This window comes from Kitasatospora sp. NPDC058492, assembly GCF_042720685.1.
In the GTDB taxonomy this organism is placed as follows: Bacteria; Actinomycetota; Actinomycetes; order Streptomycetales; family Streptomycetaceae; genus Kitasatospora.
This window is the reverse complement of record NZ_JBHXMU010000001.1, coordinates 238,518-258,868: the sequence shown is the minus strand read 5'-3', so window position 1 is coordinate 258,868 and position 20,351 is coordinate 238,518. Positions and strand designations below refer to the sequence as shown.

The 20,351-nt window shown below is 74.2% G+C and carries 16 protein-coding genes; 11 read left to right on the top strand and 5 right to left on the bottom strand.

All coding sequences use genetic code 11. The features are described from left to right. Positions 1–7: 7 nt before the first annotated feature. From ACFWPI_RS01040 to ACFWPI_RS01015, 6 genes are read left to right on the top strand one after another with little or no spacing between them, the layout of a single operon-like run. Entirely contained in the window at positions 8–973 is a 966-nt protein-coding gene (locus ACFWPI_RS01040; RefSeq protein ID WP_380369323.1) for a 3-oxoacyl-ACP synthase III family protein, read from the top strand. Further along, positions 970–2,655: an AMP-binding protein gene (locus tag ACFWPI_RS01035; RefSeq protein WP_380369320.1), complete on the top strand. Its 1,686-nt coding sequence runs from the start codon at positions 970–972 to the stop codon at positions 2,653–2,655. The genes ACFWPI_RS01040 and ACFWPI_RS01035 overlap by 4 nt, the downstream gene beginning before the upstream one ends. Further along, entirely contained in the window at positions 2,652–3,647 is a 996-nt protein-coding gene (locus tag ACFWPI_RS01030; RefSeq protein WP_380369318.1) for an NAD-dependent epimerase/dehydratase family protein, read from the top strand. The genes ACFWPI_RS01035 and ACFWPI_RS01030 overlap by 4 nt, the downstream gene beginning before the upstream one ends. Before the next feature lie 36 nt (positions 3,648–3,683). Further along, the gene (locus ACFWPI_RS01025; protein WP_380369315.1) at positions 3,684–3,956 is read left to right on the top strand and encodes an acyl carrier protein; all 273 of its coding nucleotides are present in this window, start codon (positions 3,684–3,686) and stop codon (positions 3,954–3,956) included. Then, on the top strand, positions 3,953–5,176 hold the full coding sequence (locus ACFWPI_RS01020) for a beta-ketoacyl-[acyl-carrier-protein] synthase family protein (protein ID WP_380369311.1): 1,224 nt from the start codon (positions 3,953–3,955) through the stop codon (positions 5,174–5,176). Before ACFWPI_RS01025 ends, ACFWPI_RS01020 begins: the two co-directional genes overlap by 4 nt. Further along, a complete protein-coding gene (locus tag ACFWPI_RS01015) occupies positions 5,148–7,400 on the top strand; it encodes an MMPL family transporter (protein WP_380369309.1) in 2,253 nt (750 codons plus the stop codon). Before ACFWPI_RS01020 ends, ACFWPI_RS01015 begins: the two co-directional genes overlap by 29 nt. A 124-nt stretch (positions 7,401–7,524) precedes the next feature. Here the strand turns inward: ACFWPI_RS01015 and ACFWPI_RS01010 are convergent, their stop codons facing one another. After that, positions 7,525–8,592: a hypothetical protein gene (locus ACFWPI_RS01010; protein ID WP_380369306.1), complete on the bottom strand. Its 1,068-nt coding sequence runs from the start codon at positions 8,590–8,592 to the stop codon at positions 7,525–7,527. Between the two features lie 230 nt (positions 8,593–8,822). Further along, the gene (locus ACFWPI_RS01005; RefSeq protein WP_380369303.1) at positions 8,823–9,383 is read right to left on the bottom strand and encodes a hypothetical protein; all 561 of its coding nucleotides are present in this window, start codon (positions 9,381–9,383) and stop codon (positions 8,823–8,825) included. Between the two features lie 224 nt (positions 9,384–9,607). Between ACFWPI_RS01005 and ACFWPI_RS01000 the strand changes: the two genes are divergently transcribed. Beyond that, the gene (locus tag ACFWPI_RS01000; RefSeq protein ID WP_380369300.1) at positions 9,608–10,516 is read left to right on the top strand and encodes a hypothetical protein; all 909 of its coding nucleotides are present in this window, start codon (positions 9,608–9,610) and stop codon (positions 10,514–10,516) included. A gap of 170 nt (positions 10,517–10,686) precedes the next feature. Here the strand turns inward: ACFWPI_RS01000 and ACFWPI_RS00995 are convergent, their stop codons facing one another. After that, the gene (locus tag ACFWPI_RS00995; protein WP_380369298.1) at positions 10,687–11,424 is read right to left on the bottom strand and encodes a hypothetical protein; all 738 of its coding nucleotides are present in this window, start codon (positions 11,422–11,424) and stop codon (positions 10,687–10,689) included. Positions 11,425–11,475: 51 nt separating this feature from the next. Then, complete coding sequence (locus ACFWPI_RS00990) at positions 11,476–12,786, bottom strand: MFS transporter (RefSeq protein WP_380369294.1); 1,311 nt, start codon at positions 12,784–12,786, stop codon at positions 11,476–11,478. A 619-nt stretch (positions 12,787–13,405) separates the two neighbouring features. Here ACFWPI_RS00990 and ACFWPI_RS00985 point away from each other — a divergent pair. Next, positions 13,406–14,479 (top strand): hypothetical protein, encoded by a 1,074-nt coding sequence (locus tag ACFWPI_RS00985; protein WP_380369291.1) that lies wholly within the window; start codon positions 13,406–13,408, stop codon positions 14,477–14,479. A 36-nt stretch (positions 14,480–14,515) separates the two neighbouring features. Here the strand turns inward: ACFWPI_RS00985 and ACFWPI_RS00980 are convergent, their stop codons facing one another. Continuing rightward, entirely contained in the window at positions 14,516–15,844 is a 1,329-nt protein-coding gene (locus ACFWPI_RS00980; RefSeq protein WP_380369288.1) for a tol-pal system YbgF family protein, read from the bottom strand. 375 nt (positions 15,845–16,219) lie between these two features. Between ACFWPI_RS00980 and ACFWPI_RS00975 the strand changes: the two genes are divergently transcribed. Genes ACFWPI_RS00975 through ACFWPI_RS00965 form a run of 3 tightly spaced genes read left to right on the top strand, consistent with a single transcriptional unit; the run spans position 16,220 to position 20,351 of the window. Next, positions 16,220–17,272, top strand: a complete 1,053-nt coding sequence (locus tag ACFWPI_RS00975; RefSeq protein ID WP_380369286.1) for an acyltransferase domain-containing protein — start codon at positions 16,220–16,222, stop codon at positions 17,270–17,272. Continuing rightward, entirely contained in the window at positions 17,269–19,236 is a 1,968-nt protein-coding gene (locus ACFWPI_RS00970; RefSeq protein WP_380369283.1) for a hypothetical protein, read from the top strand. Before ACFWPI_RS00975 ends, ACFWPI_RS00970 begins: the two co-directional genes overlap by 4 nt. Before the next feature lie 17 nt (positions 19,237–19,253). After that, on the top strand, positions 19,254–20,351 hold the full coding sequence (locus ACFWPI_RS00965) for a 3-oxoacyl-ACP synthase III family protein (protein WP_380369281.1): 1,098 nt from the start codon (positions 19,254–19,256) through the stop codon (positions 20,349–20,351).

The following is a 20,351-nucleotide window of genomic DNA, read 5'->3' as shown; positions in this document are numbered from 1 at the left end:
CAGTCTCGTGCGGGTCCATGTCCCCGAGGCCCGTCAGAGTTCCCGCGAGATCGAGGAGGAACTGCGTCGGCAGAGCCCAGGGGCCGCGCTGCCGGCGGGACTGCTGGAGCACATGTTCGGGCTGCGCGAGCGGTGCGTGGCGGCGGCGGAGGAAATGCCCTCGGACCTGGCGGCCCGGGCGGCTGCCGCCGTCCTGCGCGACGCCGGCCTCCCGCCCGAGACGATCGACCTGCTCGTCTACACCGGGATCAGCAAGGACCTCGACGAGCCGGCGACCGCGAACGTGGTGGCCGCCAAACTCGGTGTCACGGCGCCGGTCTTCGATCTGATGAACGCCTGCAACGGCGTGCTCAGCGCGTTGGAGAGCGTGGACGCGCTGATCAGGCTCGGTTCCTACCGGCGGGTGCTGGTGGTCACCGGGGAGGTGCCCAGCCGGATCACCCGCTGGCGCGTTCCGGACCGCGGCCGGCTCGCATCGGCACTGGCCAGTCTCACGCTGGGCGACATGGGGGCGGCCGTGCTGGTGGAGGCGAGCGAACGGCCCGGTATCCTCGGCAGCCGCTTCTTCGCCAACCCGGCCGCGTGGCCGAGTGCGGTACTGCGCAGCCCGTACGCCACCGGCCGGATGCACGAGTTGGACGTCGACGACGCCGCGTTGACGGCCTCCTTCGCGGAGCTGCGGGAACAGGCCTTCAAGGCCGCGGGCGAGCTGATCGATTCCGTGGCCGACTGCGCGCTGTTCTGCGTCCACCAGCCCTCGGCGGCCATGACCCGCGACCTCTGCTCATCCGCGGGCATCCCCGCCGAGGCCGTGATCCCCACCTTCCCCCACTACGGCAACGTCGCCACCGCCACCATCCCGCTGCAGCTGGCACTCGCGCAGGAGCAGGGCCGGCTGCACGAAGGCGACCTGGTGGGGATCCTCGGCCTGGCCAGCGGCACCAGCCTCGGCGTCATGGCCCTGCGGTGGTGAGCGCGGTCCCCGGGGCGACCGAGGAGCAGGACGCCTGGCCGGAGACGCTCGCCGCCCACCTGGCCGGCTGGGCCGGCCTGCAGCCGGACCGCACCGCGCTCGTCTGGCCCGCTCCGCGCGGCCGTTGGCACACCGTCGACTTCGCGACGCTGGAGGCCGCCTGCCGGGCGCGCATCCGCGAACTGCGCGAGGCGGGCGTCGGCGCCGGGCAGAAGGCCGTGGTGATGGCCCGCGACCCGTACGACCTGGTGACCACCGTGTACGGGCTGCTCGCCCTCGGTGCGGTGCCGGTGCTGATCGACCCGGCGCTGCCCCGTCCGGCGCTGCGGGCCTGTCTGGACGAGACGCGGCCCGAGGTGTTCATCGGCGACCCGCTCGCCCAGCTGGCCCGGCTGCTGCTCGGCTGGGCCCGCCCGCACGTCACCGTCTCGCTGCTCACGGGCCGAGCGTGGCGCGCGCGTCGGCCGGAGCCGGAGCCGGAGACGGAGCGGCCGGAGCCGTCGTGGCCGAGCCCGCCGCCCGCCGCCTCGCTCGCGCTGATCGCCTTCACCTCCGGCTCCACCGGAGTGCCCAAGGGCGTGGAGTACGAGCACCGGCAGCTGGCCGCCCAGGTCCGCTCGATCGCCGGGCTGCTGGGGCTGGGCCCGGGCGAGGTGCTGCTCGCCGGATTCCTGCCCTTCGCCCTGTTCGGGCCCGCCACCGGCGCCACCACCGTCGTGCCGGCCGTGAACCACCTCAGACCGGCCCGCACCCGGGGCGCCGACCTGGCGCGCGCCGTCACCGAACACTTCACCTCGGTGGTGTGCGCCTCCCCGGCGGTGCTGCGGGCCCTGGCCGGGGAGTGCGAGCACGGCCGTGTGTCGCTCGCCCCGGTGCGGCTGGTCTGTTCCTTCGGCGCCCCGCCGTCCGAACGGCTGGTGCGTGCGCTGCGCCGGGCGCTGCCGGAGGACGCGACGTTGCTCAGCGCGTACGGCGCCACCGAGTGCCTGCCGGTCAGCGTGATCGACAGCACCGAACTGGCCGCCGCGCACGCGGAACCGCTGCACGCCCACCGCGGGGTCTGCCTGGGCCGCCCGGTGCCCGGCATCACGGCCCACGTCCTGGTGCCGGTCGGCCCCGTGTCGTACAACCGGCCTGTGCCGCAAGGGGGTTACGGGGAGATCACGGTCGGTGGCCCGCAGGTCAGCCTGGCCTACCATGCCCGCCCGGGAGCGAACGCGGCCGCCAAGGTCGGCTCCGGCGAGGACGTGCTGCACCGCACCGGCGATCTCGGCTGGCTCGACGGGAGCGGCCGGCTGTGGTTCCTCGGGCGCTCCGCGCACCGGGTGCACGGAGCCGGGTTCGTGCTCGACACCGCGGTGGTCGAGCGGATCGCCGACGCGGTGCCCGGCATCGGCCGCACCGCGCTGATCGGCCTCGGGCCCGCGGGCCGTCAACGGCCGGTGCTCTGCGTGGAGTTGGCGCCCTCGGCGGCCAACTCGGCGACGGCCGTCCTCCAGGGGCTTCGGCACGCCCTGTCGGCGGTGCCGGGCGGCCACCGGATCGCCACCGTCCTGCTCCACCGCCGGCTGCCCACCGACCCGAGGCACAACTCGCGCGTCGACCGCGACCGCCTCGCCCGCTGGGCCCGCCGCCGGCTGCGCCGACGACGCCCGGGCGGCGTGCTGGGCGGCGGGCGATGAGGGTCCTGGTCACCGGGGGCAGCGGCTTCCTCGGTCTGGAGCTGTGCCGCCGCCTCACCGGGCGCGGCGACGCGGCGGTCTCACTGAACCGCCGCTGGAGTCCGGAGCTGGAGCGGCTCGGGGTCCGTCAGCACCTGGGCGACATCGCCGACCCGGATACGGTTCGGCGAGCCCTCGCCGGGTGCGAGGCGGTGATCCACAACGCGGCCCTGGCCGGGGTCCGGGGGCCCGAGCAGCCGTACCGCGCGGTCAACGTCGACGGCACCCGGCGCGTCCTGACCGCCTGCCGCGCCCTTGGTATCCGCCAACTGGTCTATACCTCCACCGCGAGCGTGGCCTTCACCCCTGAGGGCGTCACGGGAGCGGACGAGTCCCTGCCCGGGCCCCGACGCCACTCGGCCGCCTACCCCCGCACCAAAGCCGAGGCCGAGGCGGCCGTCCTCGCCGCCAACGGCCCGGACCTGGCGACCACGGTGCTGCGCCCCCATCTGATCTGGGGGCCCGGCGACCCGCACTTCCTGCCCGCCCTGCTGCGGGCGACCAAGGGCGGGCGACTGCTGATGCCGGGCCGCGGCACCAACCTCGTCGACACCTGCCACCTCGCCACCGCGGCCCACGCCCACCTGCTCGCGCTGGACCGGCTGCGACCGGGCCACCCGGCGGCCGGGCAGGCCTACTTCATCGCCCAGGGCGAACCGCGGCCCCTGCGCGAGGTGGTGACCAGGCTCCTCGCCGCAGCCGGACGCCACGCGAGCTGGCGCCCGGTGCCCTACCCCGTCGCCCTGGCCGCCGCCGTCCTGGCCGACGCCACCACGACGGTGCTCCGCCGCCACACCGACCACGGCCTCAGCCGATTCCTGCTCCACCAGCTCACCCGGCCGCACTGGTTCGACCTCACGTCGGCCCGGCGCGACCTCGGCTTCGAGCCGCCCACCACGTTCGACCAGGCCATGGCCGAGCTGACCCGTCACCACCGCACTACCGGCGGCTGAGCCCGCCCCCTCACACTCCGGAAAGGAACCACCGCTATGGACACGACGCTCTCCGTGGACGACGTCTGCGACACCGCCCAGACCCTGCTCGTCGAGCGGTTCGGCGTATCCGCCGACGCCGTCAGCCCCGACGCCACCTTCGAGGAGATGGACGTCGACTCGCTCGCGCTGGCCGAGTTCGCCTTCGTGCTCCAGGACGAGTTCGGCATCCTGATCAGCCAGGAGGACGCCGACCGGCAGAGCACGCTCATCGACGTCGCCCGGATCGTCCAGGCCCGACTCGGCGACGCGACCGAACCGGTCGCGTGAACCGCCCCGAGATCGCCGTCACCGGCCTGGGGCTGGTCACCCCGGCCGGGTTCGGCGCCGAGGAGACCTGGCAGCGGGTCTGCGCCGGCACACCCACCGCGTCACCGGACCCGGACCTCGACGCCGCCCCGGTGGCGTTCTCCTGCCGCATCCCCGCCATGGACCTGGACACGGCGGTCGGGCGCAAGAAGGCCTGGCGGATCGGACGGTTCAGCAAGCTCGCGCTGCTCGCGGCCCGGGAGGCCGTCCAGAACGCGGGACTGGACACCGGCGGGTGGGACGGCGCCCGGGTCGCCGTCGTGCTCGGGGTGGGCTTCGGCGGCGCGCCGCACTGGGAGGACCAACTGCGCCGACTCCACCAGCGCGGGCCGGCCCACGTCTCGCCGACGGTGATCCCGATGGTCATCGGCAACATGGCCGTCGGCGAGGTGGCCCAGGAGTTCGGCGCGCGCGGCCCCACGCTCGCCTGCGCCACCGCCTGCGCCTCCGGTGCCACGGCGCTGGCCATCGCCCACGACCTGCTGGTCGCGGGGTCCTGCGACATCGTCCTGGCCGGTGGCGCCGAAGCCGCCCTCAGCCCGCTGGTGGCGACCGGGTTCCACCGGATGGGCACCCTGTCGGCACGCGGGCACGACGTACCGGGCGCCTCCCGGCCGTTCGCCGCCGACCGGGACGGCTTCGTCCTGGCCGAGGGCGCCGCCGTGCTCGTCCTGGAGCGCGCCGCGGACGCGAGGGCGCGCGGCGCCCGGGCGCGCGCCGTGCTCGCCGGACACGGCGCCAGCAACGACGCCCACCACCCGACCGCGCCGCCCCAGGGCGCCGCCGGTGCGGAACAGGCGCTGCGCACGGCGCTGCGCAGCGCGGGCCTGGGCGCCGGCGACATCGGCCACGTCAACGCCCACGGCACCTCCACCCCACTCAACGACGCCGCCGAGGCCGGCCTGATCGCTCGCGCCCTGCCGCACCAGCCCAGCGTCACCGCCCCCAAGGGCGTGCTCGGCCACAGCCTCGGCGCGGCCGGCGCGATCGAGGCGGCGCTCACCGTGCTGACCATCGAACGCGGGCTGGTGCCGCCGATCGCAAACCTCACCCCCGACATCGCCGAGTTCGACATCGACTGCGTCACCGGGACGGCGCGCCGGCAGCGCATCGACGCGGCGCTCAGCCACTCCTTCGGCTTCGGAGGCCACAATGTCGTCCTCGCCCTGCGCCGGGACTGACCCCCGGGCGGGTACGGTCCGAGCCACCCCGGCGCCGCCCGACGGCACCGGGGCCCGGCTCGGCGCACTCGTCGCCCGCCACCGCTGGGCGGTGCTGTGGACCACCGCCCTGCTGCTGGCCGTCGCCGCGGTCGTCGGGGCCGGGCTGCCCGCGCGGCTGTCCCACGGCGGCTTCACCAACCAAGGGGCCGAGTCCAGCCGGGCGCTCGAAGCCATCGAGCACCACTACAACGCGGGCGGGACCAGCACGATCGTGGTCTTCCGCAGCGAGACCCTCACCGTGGACGACCTGGAGTTCGGCGAAGCCGTGCGCTCCGCGCTCGCCGAGGTGCCCAGATCCGTGCTGACGGGTGCCCAGCACTACTGGAACACCGGCAAGCGGGAACTCCTCTCCACCGACGGGCACGCGGCCTGCGTGGTCGTCGGACTGGCCGGCACCGGCGACCAGGCCAAGACCGCCTCCTACGAGCGGCTGCGCCGGCTGCTGCACGCCGACGGACTCACCGTCGCCTACGCCGGGCAGGTCCCGCTCCAGGCCGACCTGGACCGCACCGTCGACGACGACCTCACCCGGGCCGAACTCTACGTCTTCCCCCTGCTGTTCCTGCTGCTGCTGCTCTTCTTCGGCAGCCTCGCCGCGGCCCTGCTGCCGCTGGCCGTGGCCGGCGCGAGCCTCACGCTGTCCTTCGCGGTGCTGCGCGTGCTCGCCCCACTGGTGCCGGTCAGCTACGTCACCCGCAACGTCGTCGTCATGATCGCTCTCGGGCTGTCCGTCGACTACGCCCTGTTCGTCGTCGTCCGCTTCCGGCGCGAGCTGCGCCACCGGGGCGACCCGCACCGGGCCGTGGCCGCCACCATGGCCACCGCCGGGCACACCGTGCTCTACTCCGCGACGGCCATCTCGCTCGCCGTCCTGGGCCTGACCCTGCTTCCGTTCCCCATCACCCGCTCCCTCGGCATCGGCGCCGCCGTCACCGTCGCGCTGGCCGGCGCCGTCAGCCTCACCATGCTGCCCGCCGTACTGGCCGTGCTCGGCCCGGGCGTCGAGGCCGGGTGCGTCCGGCTGCCGGGCTTCGGACGGGCCGGTCTCGGACGTGCCTGGGCGGAGGGCGAGGAGACGGGGTTCTGGTACCGGCTCGGCCGGAGCGCCGTCACCCATCCGTGGGCCTGGCTCACCGCCGCCGTCGCGATGATCGCGGTGCTGAGCGCCCCGGTCGTCGGCCTGCACCTGGCCGCGAGCGATCAGCGGACCCTGCCCGCCGGGGCGGCCAGCCGCAGAGCCCAGGAACTGCTGCACGAGGACTTCCCGGCGGCCGCGCTCGACCAACTCCAGGTCGTCGCCCACCTGCGGGACGACATCGGCGGCCAGCCGGGCAAGGCCGCACTGGCCCGCTGGCAGCAGCGGCTCGCCGGACTGCCGAACGCCCAGGACGTCCGGCTGCGCGTCAGCACCGCGCACAGCGCCATACTGACCGTCACCACCGACGCGGCTCCGGACGCTCCCGCCGCCGGGCAACTGGTGCGCGCCGTGCGGGCGCTCGACCCGCCCGACGGCGGCCGCGTCCTGGTCGGCGGACCGGCCGCGGCCAACGTCGACGTCCTGGACACCCTGAAGGCCAGGCTCCCGGCACTGGTCGGGTACCTGCTGGTGGTCACGCTCGGCCTGCTCTTCCTGGCCTTCCGGTCGCTGCTGGTCCCGCTCAAGGCGGTCATCACCACGACGATGTCCCTCGGCATCGCCTTCGCGGCCGTCACCTGGACCGTCCAGGACGGCCATGGCGCCCGGCTGCTGGGCCTCCAACCCACCGGGTACGTCGGCGCGTTGGAGGCCGCCATCATGCTGATGTTCGTCTTCGCGCTCTCCGTCGACTACGAACTCTTCCTGATCGCGCAGATCCGCGAGCTCCACCGCGGCGGCATGGACAACGCGAGCGCCGTGGTGACCGGCCTCGGGCGCACCGGCGGGCTGATCTCGGCCGCAGCGGCCCTGATCGTGCTGGTCGCCGCGGCCTTCGCGACCAGCCCCGTCGTCACCGTGAAGGAGATCGCCCTCGGTGTCCTGGTGGCCGTGGCCGTCGATGCCACCGTGGTGCGCATGCTGCTGGTCCCCGCCACCATGCGCCTGCTCGGTGAACTCAACTGGTGGGCACCGCGCTTGCGGCGGCAGGCGGCGCCCAGCGGGCCTCGTCCCGGGCCGTTGCCGGGCCTGGAAGCGGTGGAGTGAGCGCGCGAGCGGGTTCCGAGAGGGCCCGGCGCTCGGAGGCGTGCGGAGCGGGCTCGGAGTACTGGTGTCCTGCGCCGGAGGTCCGGCGCAGGACACCAGGAGCAAGGCCGGTGATCCGACCGGGCTACACGGCGGTGTTGATGACGGAGACCATGCCGAAGTGGTGGTGGGCGATGGTGAGGTCGCCCTGGGTGTCGCCGCCGGTGGGGGTGATCATGGCGGAGGAGACGGTGTACTCCCTCGGGCCGCCGCTCTGCATCAGGAAGGGGATGCCGATGGTGGCGGGGGTCTGCGGGCCGAGGGAGCCGAGCCCCGGGGGGACGGAGAGCCGGTAGACGGAGGGGATGGCGGGGTCGTTGTTCTCGTAGAGCGCGGTGAGGCCGGGCGGGCGGCCGGCGGTGGGGACCTGGGTGTAGAAGGGGGTGGAGAAGGTGAAGTTCGCGGGGCTCTGGGTGCCGTCGAACAGGGCGCCGGCGCCGTTGAAGAAGTGGAACGGGATCTCGGCCGCCGCGCCTCCGGCGATCAGGGGCAGCTGGGGGGAGGTGAAGTAGAGGTTGGCGTTGCCGGGGGGCGGGGTGGCCAGGCTGGAGCGGACGAAGCCGAACTCCCACACGTTGCGGGTCAGGTCGCTGTCCATGTCGGTGGTGTTGTTCGCGTCGGTGGTGAAGATCGCCCGGCCGATCGGGGGGATGTTGGGGGCGGCGGGCAGCAGGGTGAAGGTGACGGGCACGGTCACGGCCGTGTTCGCCGGGAAGCCGTTGAACGAGACCTGGATGACGGAGGGCACGTCGGGCGCGCTGTTCTGGTACAGCCAGCGGGAGGTGCCGCCGCTGACGGAGGGCAGCGACGCGACGTTGGCGTAGAACGGGGTGATGACCTTCAGCGACACCGGTCCGGTGGCCGCGGCGCTGCTGAAGTTGCCGACCGTGACCTGCACGGTGGCCGTCCCGCCGCCCATGTAGGTGCCCGCGTCCGCCGAGCAGTACAGGTTCACGCTGTTCAGCACGTCCGGCCGGCGGGTGGTGCCTGCGGGGGTCGCGGACCGGTCCTCGGCTGCGGCCGCCGCGGGCACGGCTGCGCCCAGGCCCACCACGGCGGCACCCAGCCCTGCGGCCCTGAGGAGGCTTCGGCGTGCCACCGGTGCTGCCCCCGGCCCTCCGGACTCGTCCTCTTCGCGGATTCCATCGACCATGTCTGCGCCTCCGTCGGCACGTAGCGGTGAAGCGGGCTCCTGGCCCAACGGCTCGTACACTGACATATCGGCATGCAGCTTTTTGGTCAACGCGCTTGACGGAATCTGTTCCGTTCACCGTGCCGGAGTCAACGCGGCAAGGGTGTACGCCTTCCGAGCAGTGGCCACAGGAATGGCGAGCCCCCGGGCGGCGGACGGTGCCCGGGGGCTCGAGAGCGCGTGCTGTGCGCTCAGAGCGAGGCGAGGCTGAAGTCCACCTCGTGCTTCCCGGTCAGGGCCGTCACTCCGGCGTCGCAGGAGCCGGTGATGCCGGACAGGTCGAAGCTGCCCTGGTAGCTGTTGAGGGGCAGGAGGGTGCTGGTCACGTCCGTGATGCCGGTCTCGTCGTTGGTCACCTCGCTGCTGCCCGAGTTGCCCTTCTCCCCGCCCTTGAAGGAGACGGTGGTGCGGCCGAGGACCCTGTTGTTGACGTCGTACCAGGTGAAGGTCGCCGTTCCGGAGAAGGGATGGTAGGACTCGCAGGAGAACGTCCCGGTGGCGACCGAGGAGATCGTGCCATGGCCGACGTTCGAGTTGGTTCCGGCGGCGCTGTAACAGTCGTCGAGACTGCCTTCGAGCGTGTACGAGTTCGATGCCGCCGCGTCGGTCACCGGGTTCTTGAACGTCAACGTCGCCGGCCCTGTGCAGGTCAGGTTGTCCAGGACCTCCGTCGCCTGTGCGGTTCCGGCCACGCCGGGGATCGCCACCGACAGCAACCCGCCCACGAGGGCCGCCACCATCAAACGTCTCATCAGTCGTCCTTACTCTCTGTCCATCGGCGCTGTGCCTTGGGGCCAAGGATCGTCGGTACTCGATCAACCGGCATTTGTGCGGCACCGGCGCGCTCCGTGTCTCACTCGGACAGCGGGACGGGGCGGCCAGGTGGGCGGTGCGGGCGCCCCGCCGCGGACGGGTCGGGTCACCCGATCCCCACTCCGGCGTCGCGGGAGGACCGCAGCCACAGCACTGTTTGAGCATGAGCTACGACGATTGGGTGACAGCCGGAGCCCGTGTGAGGCCTGCCCGCCCCCGGAGGGTGCGCGCCGCCCTCGGTTCCGGCTGCCTCGCGGGGGCGCTGGTGCTGCCCGTCGGTGCAACCGCGCCCGCCCGGGACGCGACCACCCGGACCTTCACCACCGACGCCACGTTCACCGTCCCGGACGGTGTCACCGGCATCACCGTCACCCTCGTCGCGTCGGGTGCCGGGGGAGGCGGCGGGGGCGGCGGAGGTGGCACCGGCCTCTTCAAGAGCGGCGGCGGGGGCGGGGCGGGAGGCGGCGGCGGAGGAGGGGCCCGGGTCACCTGCACCCTGGCCGTCACCCCCGGCGACGTGCTGACCCTCACCGTCGGCAGCGGCGGAGCCGGTGGAGCGGGAGGCGCCAGCGGTGAGGAGACCGACCCGGGCGCCGACGGCGGCGCCGGGGGCCGATCCACCCTCACCGGCGGCGCAGTCGTCCTGGCAGCCGTGGACGGCGGGTCAAGCCCCGGTGGCGGGGGCGCGGGCAGTGTGCTCGGAGGCGCCCGGGGCGAGGGAGGCCACGGCGGAGGGAGCGTCCCCGCCTCCGTCTGCAAGGGCGGAGGGCCCAGTGGCACGGGCGGATCCGACGGTGACCTCGGCGCCGGTGGTGAGGAAGGCGTCGACGTGACACCGGCCACCGTCGGCGACACCGTCCCCGGCAGCACGGGCGGCGTGGGCGGCGAAGGCGGTGCAGCGGGGGCTCCTGTGCCGGCCGCCTGCCCCGCGGGCACCGGCGACGGAGGGGACGGCGGGGACGGCGGCGACGGCCAGGACTACGTCGGCAACTTCGACGACCCCCAGACCCCCGGCGAGGACGGCACCGAGGGCGCTGCGGGCGGCAACGGCTGCATCACCCTCACCTTCTAGAACAGCGGACTGGGCCCCGGCGCCGCTTGATCGGCGTCGGGGCCCAGCGCTTCGTCAGGCCGCCGTGTCCAGGAGGCTCGTCCCGCCCGGCCCGAGTTCGCCGGGCACCGCCCTCTCCGCAGCGAGGGGCGGGGCTTGCGGGAGCGCGGCGGTGGGGCGCCCGTTCGGGATCAGGCGTCCTGCGCGGGGACGAAGGGGACGGGCATGGGCCTGGCCGTGGGGGTGGCCGTGGGTGTGGCGGTGGGCGTGGGGGTGGCGGTGGAAGTCGGGCTGGATGTGGAGGTCGGGCTGGAGGTGGAGGTCGGTGTCGGCGTGGGGGACTGCGTGCCGGTGGGCAGCGTGATGGTGACCGTCCCGTCCAGCGTCATCGACTTCAGGCCGGTCGGGGTGCTGCAGGCCGTGAGGTCGATGTTGGACTTGACCGGGTCGAGGACCACCGTCCAGGTGGCGCCCTTGTAGCGGCCCGCGGTGATGCCGCCGCTGAGGGGGTTGCTCGACTTGAGCAGGTCCTGGATCGGCTGCATGTCCCAGGTGAAGTCGGTGGTGCCCGGGTCCTCCGTGGTGGGCTGGCCGTTCGCGGTCTCCCAGGTGACGCGCTGCAGGGTGCCGGGCGCGTTCTGGTAGCTGCCGGCCGCGCAGGTCACGCCGTTGCCGAGGCCGGTCCCCACGTAGTCCGCCTGGGTGATGGGGGCGTCACCGGTGCAGTTGAGCAGTTTGGGGTTGCCGAGGGTGGCCGTGATGTTGTCCTGGGGGACGAGGGTGAGGCCGGAGCTGAAGGTCATCGTGAAGCTGTCCTCACAGGTGATGACCTGGGGCACTCCGACGGCGGAGGTGTCGAACACGAGCAGTCCGCCGACCAGGGTGCCGGCCGTGAGGGCGGCGGCCGCGATACCGATGGGGTGTTTCATGGGGTCGTGCCTTTCTTGGGGTGGGGGAGCCCGGTGGTGCTGGGGGCCGGCTCACCCGGGGAGTCCGGGGGCCGGGGCTGTGGGACGGCTCGACGGGGTGGGGAACCCGGAGTCCGAGGGCCCGGCCGCTGCGGGGGAGCCGTCGTCCTCGCCGTGGCGCGCGAGGGTGAGGAGCGCCGTACCGCTGACCACCAGGACGGCGAGGACGTAGAGCGGGGTCACGGACGGGGACTTGAACCAGTCGGTGGCCTCGGCGGTCAGGTAGGTGGCGAGGGTGCCGCCGAGGAGTCCGCCCAGTTGGTAGCCGACGGCGGTTCCGCTGAGGCGCACACGGCTCGGGAAGAGCTCGGAGACCAGGGCAGCCTGGGGGGCGTACATCGCGGCGAAGCCCACCAGCGACAGCAGGTAGGCGAGCACCAGGACCGGAGGAGAGCCGAAGCGCAGCAGGGGCGCGAACGCGGCGGCCCAGACCGCCGTGGTGATGGTCCCGGCCAGGCAGACGCGCCGTCTCCCGTAGCGGTCCGAGAGCGCGCCGAAGAACGGGATCAGGGCGATCAGCGCGAGCGGGGCGAGGAGCGAGAGCGCGATCAGGGCGTTGAGCGACAGGCCGGCGACGCGCAGCAGGGTGAGGACGTAGTTGAACGAGAAGCCGAAGAGCACGACGTCGGCTCCGGCGGTGATCGCCGTGGTGATCAGCAGCTTCCTGCGGTGCCGGGCGATCAGTTCGATGACCGGCCGCCTGCTGCGGGCCCCGGTGAGGGTGAGCGCCCGGAAGGCGGGGGTCTCCTCGATCCGCGCCCGGGCCCACAGCCCCACCACCACCAGCACGGCGGAGAGCAGGAAGGGCAGTCGCCAGCCCCAGGTCATGAACTGGGCGGGGGTCAGCGCACCGGAGACCGCCGTCATGGCCCCGAACGCCAGCAGGTTGCCCGCCGGCGCGCCGATCTGGGCCCAGCTCGACACCAGCCCCCGGCGACCCGGTTCGGCGCACTCGTGCGCGACGACGGTGGCGGCCCCCCACGCACCGCCCAGGCCGAGCCCCTGGAGCAGGCGCAGCGTGACCAGCAGGAGGGGGGAGGCGAAGCCGATCTGGCCGTAGCCGGGCAGCAGCCCGACCAGGCCGGTGGAGGCCCCGGTCAGCAGCAGCGCGCCGACCAGGGCGGGGCGCCTGCCGTGGCGGTCGCCGAGGTGCCCGAAGAACGCCCCGCCGACCGGCCGTGCCACCAGCGCGGCCCCGTAGAGGCCGATGCCGGTGAGCGTCGCCGCGAAGGGCGAGAGGTAGGGGAAGAACTGGTGCTTGAAGACCAGTACGGAAGCGTTGACGTAGAGGAAGAAGTCGTACCAGACGAGCGTGGTACCCATGAGGCTGACGATGACCGAGCGGCGGACATCGCGCGTCGCGAAGCGCACATCGAACTCCATTGCGTGTGACTGCCGTCACTTCTAGCAATATTCCAGCGCCGGTGGCATCGCGCCACGCAGGCCGTCGCGGGCTGGACTATTCGCGTGCGCACGGAACCTTTGCCCCGAACTCCGGGGGTTCGCCGGGGCGTCCGGCGTGACCGGTCGGAGGTTGGTTCAACTCGGCTCGAAAGTAAGGGAGTTCGTGGTTCGTGTGGTCGACTCGACTTCTTGTCCGAATGTGGCGTTCAGGTTAATCGTGTCGCCGGTGAATCGTCGTGCTGTGGAGTGGATTCCGGCCGTCCGACCGCCAGGACAATGCGACTTCCATTCGCATGTGGCTCACTGGCGGGTCGGATTCATGGAGAATCCGACTTTCACACCCGGCCCGTCGCCCGCTCCGGCCCCCGCTGCCGTCGCCGGAGTGCTGTCGGACGCCCGTCGGCGACACCTCTGTCCACGGCGCTGTCCGCAGCTCGCCGGCGCGGCTTCACCGGGCACACTCGGAAGATCACCAACGGCATCCGCGATCTTCGCCGGAGCCGAACGACGTGGCCAGCCACCCTTGGGAGGAGCCGGCATGAACCGGTCCCGGTTGACGGAGCAGTCCGACGTGGCATCGGGCCCTGACGGTCCGATCACCGTCTTGTCCGGCTACGTCCATCCGACGCGCGGACCGGTGACCTGCCCGGCGGCCCCGCTCGTGGCCGGGTGGCTCCACGAGCGCGGGTTCGCCTCCCGGATCGGTGCCGGCGGGATCCTGCCGGCGGGCCGGGGCGGGCGGCTGTTCGCCACGACCTACATCGACCTGGACGGGGCCGTGGTGGGGATCGCCGTGATCGCTCCGGCCCGCCAGGAGGCGGTGGCGGCGGAGGCCGTCCGGGTCTGGTCGGCCACGGTGCGGACCAGACGGCTGATCGTCTGCGCGTCGGAGCCCGCGTGCGGACCGACCCCGGTCGTCCCGTCCCAGCCCCTGAACCGGCTTCCCCCGTCCGCAGGGGGCGCGGGGCAGGCCGAGTGTCCGCGGGCGGCCGCGACGTGGGCCGCCGTCCGGCAGTACGAGGCGCGCGGGGACACGGTCCTCGTGCTCGGCTGCGGCGGTTTCGCCCCGGCCGGCCCCGCCGCGCAGCAGACGGGCGCGCAGCAGGCGGGGTGGGTCCGGGTGCCGGATGCGGCCGGGGCGCGGGCCCTGCGGTCCGTCGATCCCGAGCGGCTGTCCTTCGTCCAGCACCCGTGCTCACCGGTCGAGGAGGTCGCGGAGATCCTCGGGGTGCTGCGCGTGCGGTTCCCGCTGCTTCGGGGCCAGCACCCCGATCAGTGGTGCTACCGCTCCTCCGACCGGCGGCGCGCCGTCCGCGCGGTGGCGGAGTCCAGCGACCTGGTACTGGTCTCCGCCAGCAGCGCCGTGGCGGCGTCGATCCGCTCCGGCGCGTTCGTGGCGTTCAACGGTCTGAACGCCCTGCGGCCCGAGGAGATCGCGGCGGCGGCGACTGTCGGTGTGATCGCCCCGCTGCGGGCGGCCGAGGGCGCTGGAGACGCGACGGACGCGGTGGTCGGGGCGATCGGCGGCCTGGGGCCGGTGAGCGTGGCCTACCACCGTACGGTCACGGAGGTCGCGACCGACGTCCTCGCGCGGACTCCGCGCCGGCCCTGACGGGGAGAAGGCCCGGCCGGTACCGCGCGCGAATCGTCAGGCGCGCCCCAGGGCGGTGGCCCGTTGGATGAGGTGGTCCGCGGCCGGCCGTCGTCGGTGGGGGAGCAGGAGCCCGGGCATCCGCGCCCTGGCCAGATGGGCCCGGCGGGAGGCCAGCAGCGGGTAGACGTCGAGGAACTCGTGCCAGGTGGCGCAGGCGGCTTCGATGTGCCCGGCCGCCAGTTGGTGCTCGGCCAGCCTGCTGAGGATGACGGCACGGGAGCGGGACTCGCCCCGGGGCCTGCGGGCGGCGGACACCTCCAGGAGCTTGATCGCCCCGGCGGGGTCGCCGAGTTCGACTCCGACGAGGGCCCGCTGGTGGTCCCACGAGGCGCGGTGGTAGTCGCCGATCGGCGGCGGCGGGCCCGTGGCGTTCGTGAGGAGGTCGCGGGCGTCGCCGATGTGGCGCAGCGCGGCCGTCCGATCGCCGACGGCGGCCTCGGACAGGGCGAGTTGCCCCAGGACGGAGGCGCGCAGCCGCGGCGCCGAGGAGCTGATGCGGCAGTCGGCGGCGGCTTGCGCCAGGCGCAGGCTCTGGCGCCGGTGGCCGAGTTCGTAGGCCTGGGTGGCCATGGCGCGCAGGGTCATCGCCTGGGCGGCCGTGTCGCCGGCGTGCCGGGCCAGGTCGAGGGCGAGGCGGTAGTACTGGCCGGCGAGGCCGTTGAGGTCGTCGTCGATGTGCATGAAGGCGCACAGGTAGCACAGTCGGGCGGTGGCTCCGAGGATGCCGAAGTGCCGGACGGGCGGGGCGGGTGCGGCGAGCATGGGCGCCGCCGTGGTCGAGAGGAACGCGGCGAGTGCGGTGCGGGCCTGGCCTCCGCCGTGGACGCGGTCGATCGCGGAGAAGACGGGCAGTAGCAGGGCGAGCGCGTCCGGCTGGGGCGGGGGCGCCTTTGCGCCCGCGGGTACCGACGGGCCGCTCGGGGCTTCGGTCAGGCCGGTCGGGCTTCCGGACGGGGCGGGCGGCGGCTGGTAGGAGAGGAGGCTCCCGTGGCGATCGGGTGTGACGGCCGCCGCAGCGAGCCGTGCGAGCACCGCCGGGGAATCCGGCGGCGGGGCGTCCGGTGGCGGGCCGCCGAATCCGGCGTCGGCCAGGGTGACGGGCCGTCGGAGCCGACGGCCCAGCGCCGCGCAGACGAGGTGGGGGACGGGCTTGCGGGGAACAGCTCCGGTGAGCCACTGGTGCACCGAGGCGCGCCCGTAGGCCCGGGCCCATCCGGATTCGGCGCCGATCTGATTGACGGCCCGGGCCAGTTGCTCTCCGGTCCATTGGGCTTCTTCGAGGAGTTCGCGAAGGCGGGCGTTGGGCACACGGCGGACGGCCATGTCTCTCCCGGCGGGTCGTCGACGCCGCGCTCACGGCGGCCCGGTCCGGCCTCCGCGGTACGCGGTCGCGCTGCGCACATCCCGCCATGCTATCCGCTCGCGGTGCCGCCGGGATACCCGAATGGGATTCTCAACTCGGTTTAATTCTTTGAAAGTTGACGCCCGGAAAAGCTTGACGGGCCGGCCGTCGAAAAGCGCCCGCGAGCGCGGCCGCAGACTCCACCATCAGTGACGTCGGGGCGTTTCCTTCGAGCGTGCCCCAGGGTGGAGGCGGAATCCGTGATGTCCGGCCCGCAGCGTCCGCAGAGTCCCACGGCCATCGAAAAGTTCGTTCACATGTTCCCCGGGCAGGGAGATTTCAGTCTGACTCCGCTGTTGCGGACGCTTCCCCGCGTCGGGTCGCTGGCACGCGCGGTCGCCGAGGTCTTCGAGGAGGCCGACGTGGTCGCCGCCGAGTTCGGGGTGGCACCGATCGGCCCCCGGCTGGCAGGCGGCTCCCAACTGACAGGCGGCTCCCGTTCGGGTGGTGGCTCCCAACTGACAGGCGGCTCCCCGCTCAGCACCGGCGCGCTGGCCGCCGAGCCGCCCGGGACCGTACAACTCGCGCTGTTCGGTGTGTCGTTGGCGGTGCACCGGGCACTCGAAGCCGACGGCTGCCGGGCGCACCGTCTCCTGGCGGTCAGCTTCGGCGAGATCCCCGCGCTGACCGCGGCCGGATGCTGCTCGGTCGCCGACGGGGCCCGGCTGGCCTGCCGGCTCGGGCAGTTGCTGACCGGCCACGGTGGCGGCATGACACTGCTGGGCACGGGCCCGGCCACAGCCCGCCGGCTGCTCGCGGCCGCCGGGCCGGGCACGGGCGTGGTGGTGGCCTGTGTCAACCACGGCGGGGAGACGGTGGTCTCCGGCCCGCTCGACGGGCTCGCCGTCGTCGAACGGTCGGCGACGGCGCACGGCGTGGGGGTGCAGCGGCTGCGGCTCCCGTTCATGAGCCACCACCCGGCTCTCGTCCACGAGGCCGGTGCGTTCGCGTACTTCGCCCGACGGCTGCGCCTGTCCCCGCCGCGCCGACCGGTGTACTCGGCGGTGGCCGGCCGGCTCTACCGCGCGGACAGCGACCTGCCGAGCGCGCTGTCCGCCTGCCTGGTCAGGCCCTTCGACCTGCCCGCGGTGTTCGGCGCGGCGCTGGCGGACGCCTCGCTGGTCGTCGAGGCGGGCACCGGCAGCACGCTGACGAACAGCGTGCGCAGGATCGACCCGCGGCAGGACGCGCTCGCGCCGGTCGCCGACGGTCCGTGGCCGACCGGCCCTCCGTCCCCGCCCCAGTCGCCGCTGGAGCCCCCGCGCTCCTGCCCGCCTCCCGCCGCGCCGGGGGAGGGCACGTCGCACCACCACCACCCGACCACGACGGCCGCACGGGGAGACTCATGAACACCGAACGGACGCCCGGCGAGGAGGCCGACGCGATCGACGTCCTGACCCGCCTCTCGGCGTTGCTCCCTCCCCGGCGGGCCGCGGAGTTCAGACAGCTCCTGGCGGACCACCGGGCCGAACACGGGGCGGCAGCCCTGCGCACGGACGTCAGCGCGCACCGGCGGCTGGCCCGTCTGGCGGCCTCGCTGCCGCCGGCGGCCGAGGTGGTCGCCGACGCGGAGCTGCTGGCCGCACTCAGCGAGGCGACGGCACTGGCGGATCCATCGCTCTACCAGACCTTCCTCTCCCACTACACCCTGTGCGTCGGCTCGCTGGTTCTCCTGGGCGGCAAGGCCGCGGACCCGGACGGCGCCCTCGCGCACGCACGCACCAAGGGCTCCTTCCTGGTCACCGAGATCGGCGACGCCGGCAGCCACCTCGGGATCCGTACCGAGGCCCGGTTCGACCCGGTCCGCCGCGCGTTCACACTGCACACCCCGGACCACCGGGCCGCGAAGTTCTCCTCCGTCGCGGCGCTCGGCCTGCCCCAGCAGGCGGTGGTCTGCGCACGGCTGCTGACGGGCGCCCGGGACGGGGGAGTGTTCTCCTTCCTCGTCGACATCACCGGGGCCGACGGCCGCCCGGCACCGGGTGTGTCGGTCTCCGGCCCGCTCCCGGTGGGCGCGCTCCCGCTGCCCTACGGCCTCGTCCGGTTCCACGGCGCCCGAATCCCGTACGACCGCTGGCTGGCGGACGGGGCCGGGATCGACGCCACGGGCGTGCTGCACGACCCTCAGCCCAGCGCCGACGCCCGCCTCCAGCGGACCCTGAGCTGCGGCCAGGGGCTGTGGGCCACCCTGCCGTCCGCGATGGCCGGCCTGGCGGGCCGCAGCGCGGCGATGGCCTGGCGGTTCAGCGCGGGCCGCCGCTCGCACGGCCGGCTGGCGCCCGGGAGCCCGGTCCTGGAGTACCGCACCCAGCAGCACGCCGTCGTCGGAGCGCTGGCCGCCGCCTTCTCCCTGCGCTGCACCGCCCGGGCGGCCCTGTCCACGTGGGCGGGCCTGCGCGCCGCAAGCCCCTCCGACGGGCCGGGCACGGCGATGACCTTCTCGCCCTGGGCCGCGGTCGACCGCTCGCTCGCCCTCTACAAGGCGCACAGCACCCGGGCCGTGGCGGACCTCGTCGACTCCCTCCAGCACCGCTGCGGGGTGTCGGGCCTCTTCGACCACAACCGGCTGCCGGGCTACCTCGGCTTCGCCCGCGCCTTCGACAACGCCGGCGGCGACAACACCCTCATCCTGCTCGACGCCGGCCGCGCCCTCGCCGAGGAGCGGGCACGCCCCGATCGGCGGCCGGCCGGTCCGGGCCGGTTCCCGGCCGACCCTTGTCGCTTCCCGGCCGACCCGACCGACGCCGCGTGGTGGCCTGCGGCCGTCACCGCGTTGCAGGACCGGCTCGCCGACGACCTCGCCGCGGCGGCGGCGGACCGTGCCGAGTCGCTCCACGGCTCGCTCCAGCGAGACCTGGAGCTGTGGAACCCGCTGCTGGAGGACGCCCTGGAGCTGGGGGACGTCCAGGCCCGCCGGCTCGCGGCTGAGGCCGCGGTGGAGGGGAGCGCCGCGCACCGGCGCGGGTGGCCCGTTCCGCAGGCGGCCGACCTCGCCGCGCTCGACGGCCTGCGCCAGGCCCGCCGCCTGGCCGGCCCCCTGCTGGCGACCGGCGTGCTCACCCCCACGGCCGTGCGTGCCCTGCCCGCCGCCATGGACGTCCTGTGCGACCGGCTGCGTCAGGCCCTGCCGGACATCGTGGCCGCCCTCGACCCCGGGGCGGGCCTCGCCCGCACCGCCCTCGACGAGCCCGACTACGCCGCCGCGCTCCTGGCCGCCCATGGTGCCTCCGCCGGCGCCCCCGCCAGTTCCTCCACCAGTTTCTCCACCGGCTCCTCCACCGGCTCCTCCGATCGCACCGGGAGCACGTCGTGAACCGAAGGAAGCCCCCCATGACCGGGGTCCTGGGCATGGGCACGTACCTGCCCGCAGAGGTCCGCGGCAACCACGAGGTCGGCCCGCCCGCCGGGGTCTCGGCCACCTGGATCACCGAGCGCACCGGCGTGGTCGAACGGCATCGGGCCGCACCCGACGAGGCCGCCTCGGACCTGGCAGCGGCCGCCGTACTGGCCGCCTGCGAGGCCGCCGGTATCCCGCCGGAGCGGCTCGACCTCGTCGTTGCGGCGACCTCCACGCCCGACGAACTCGGGCCGGCCACCGCCTGCCGCATCCAGGCCCTCACCGGCGCCGGCAACGCCGTCGCACTCGATGTCAGCGCGGCCTGCTCCGGCTGGCTGTTCGCGGCCAAGGTCGCGCACGCCTGGCTGGCCACGACCCCCGGCGCCCGGTACGCGGCGGTCGTCGGCGTCGAGGCCTACTCGAAGTTCGTCGACCCCGCCCACCGAGCCACCGCCGTCCTCTTCGCCGACGGCGCCGCCGCAGCCGTCCTGGGCCCCGTCCACGACGACGCCGGCTTCCATGGCTTCCGCCTCGGCTCGGACGGCCGCGGCGCGCACCACGTGCTGATCCCCGCCGGTGGCAGCCGGATACCCGCCGGCCCCGAGAGCCTGAACGCCGGGCTGCACCACATCCACATGGACGGCCGGGTCGTGCGCGACTTCATCACCGAGATCTTCCCCCGCCTCGTCGACCAGGCCCTCACCGACCACGGCCTCGACCTCAAGGACATCGACGCCTTCATCACCCACCAGCCCAACCCGCTGCTCCTGCGCGCCGTCGCGGACCGGATCGGCATCCCGGCCGAACGCCTGCACATCACCGGAGACCTGACGGGCAACATCGGCGCGGCCTCCGCCCCCTTCGCGCTGGCCGACGCCGCCGCCCGCGGCCTGCTGGCCGACCGGGCCCGCGTGCTCGTCTGCGTCTTCGGCGCCGGCCTGACCTGGGGCAGCGCCCTGCTCACCTGGACGGGCGCCCGCTCCTTGCGCGCGCCCGTCCGGTCCAGCAGCGACCTGAAAACCCTGGCCCGGGACACCCCCGCCCGGGACACCCCCGCCCGGGACAGCACCGCCCGGAACGCCACCGACTGA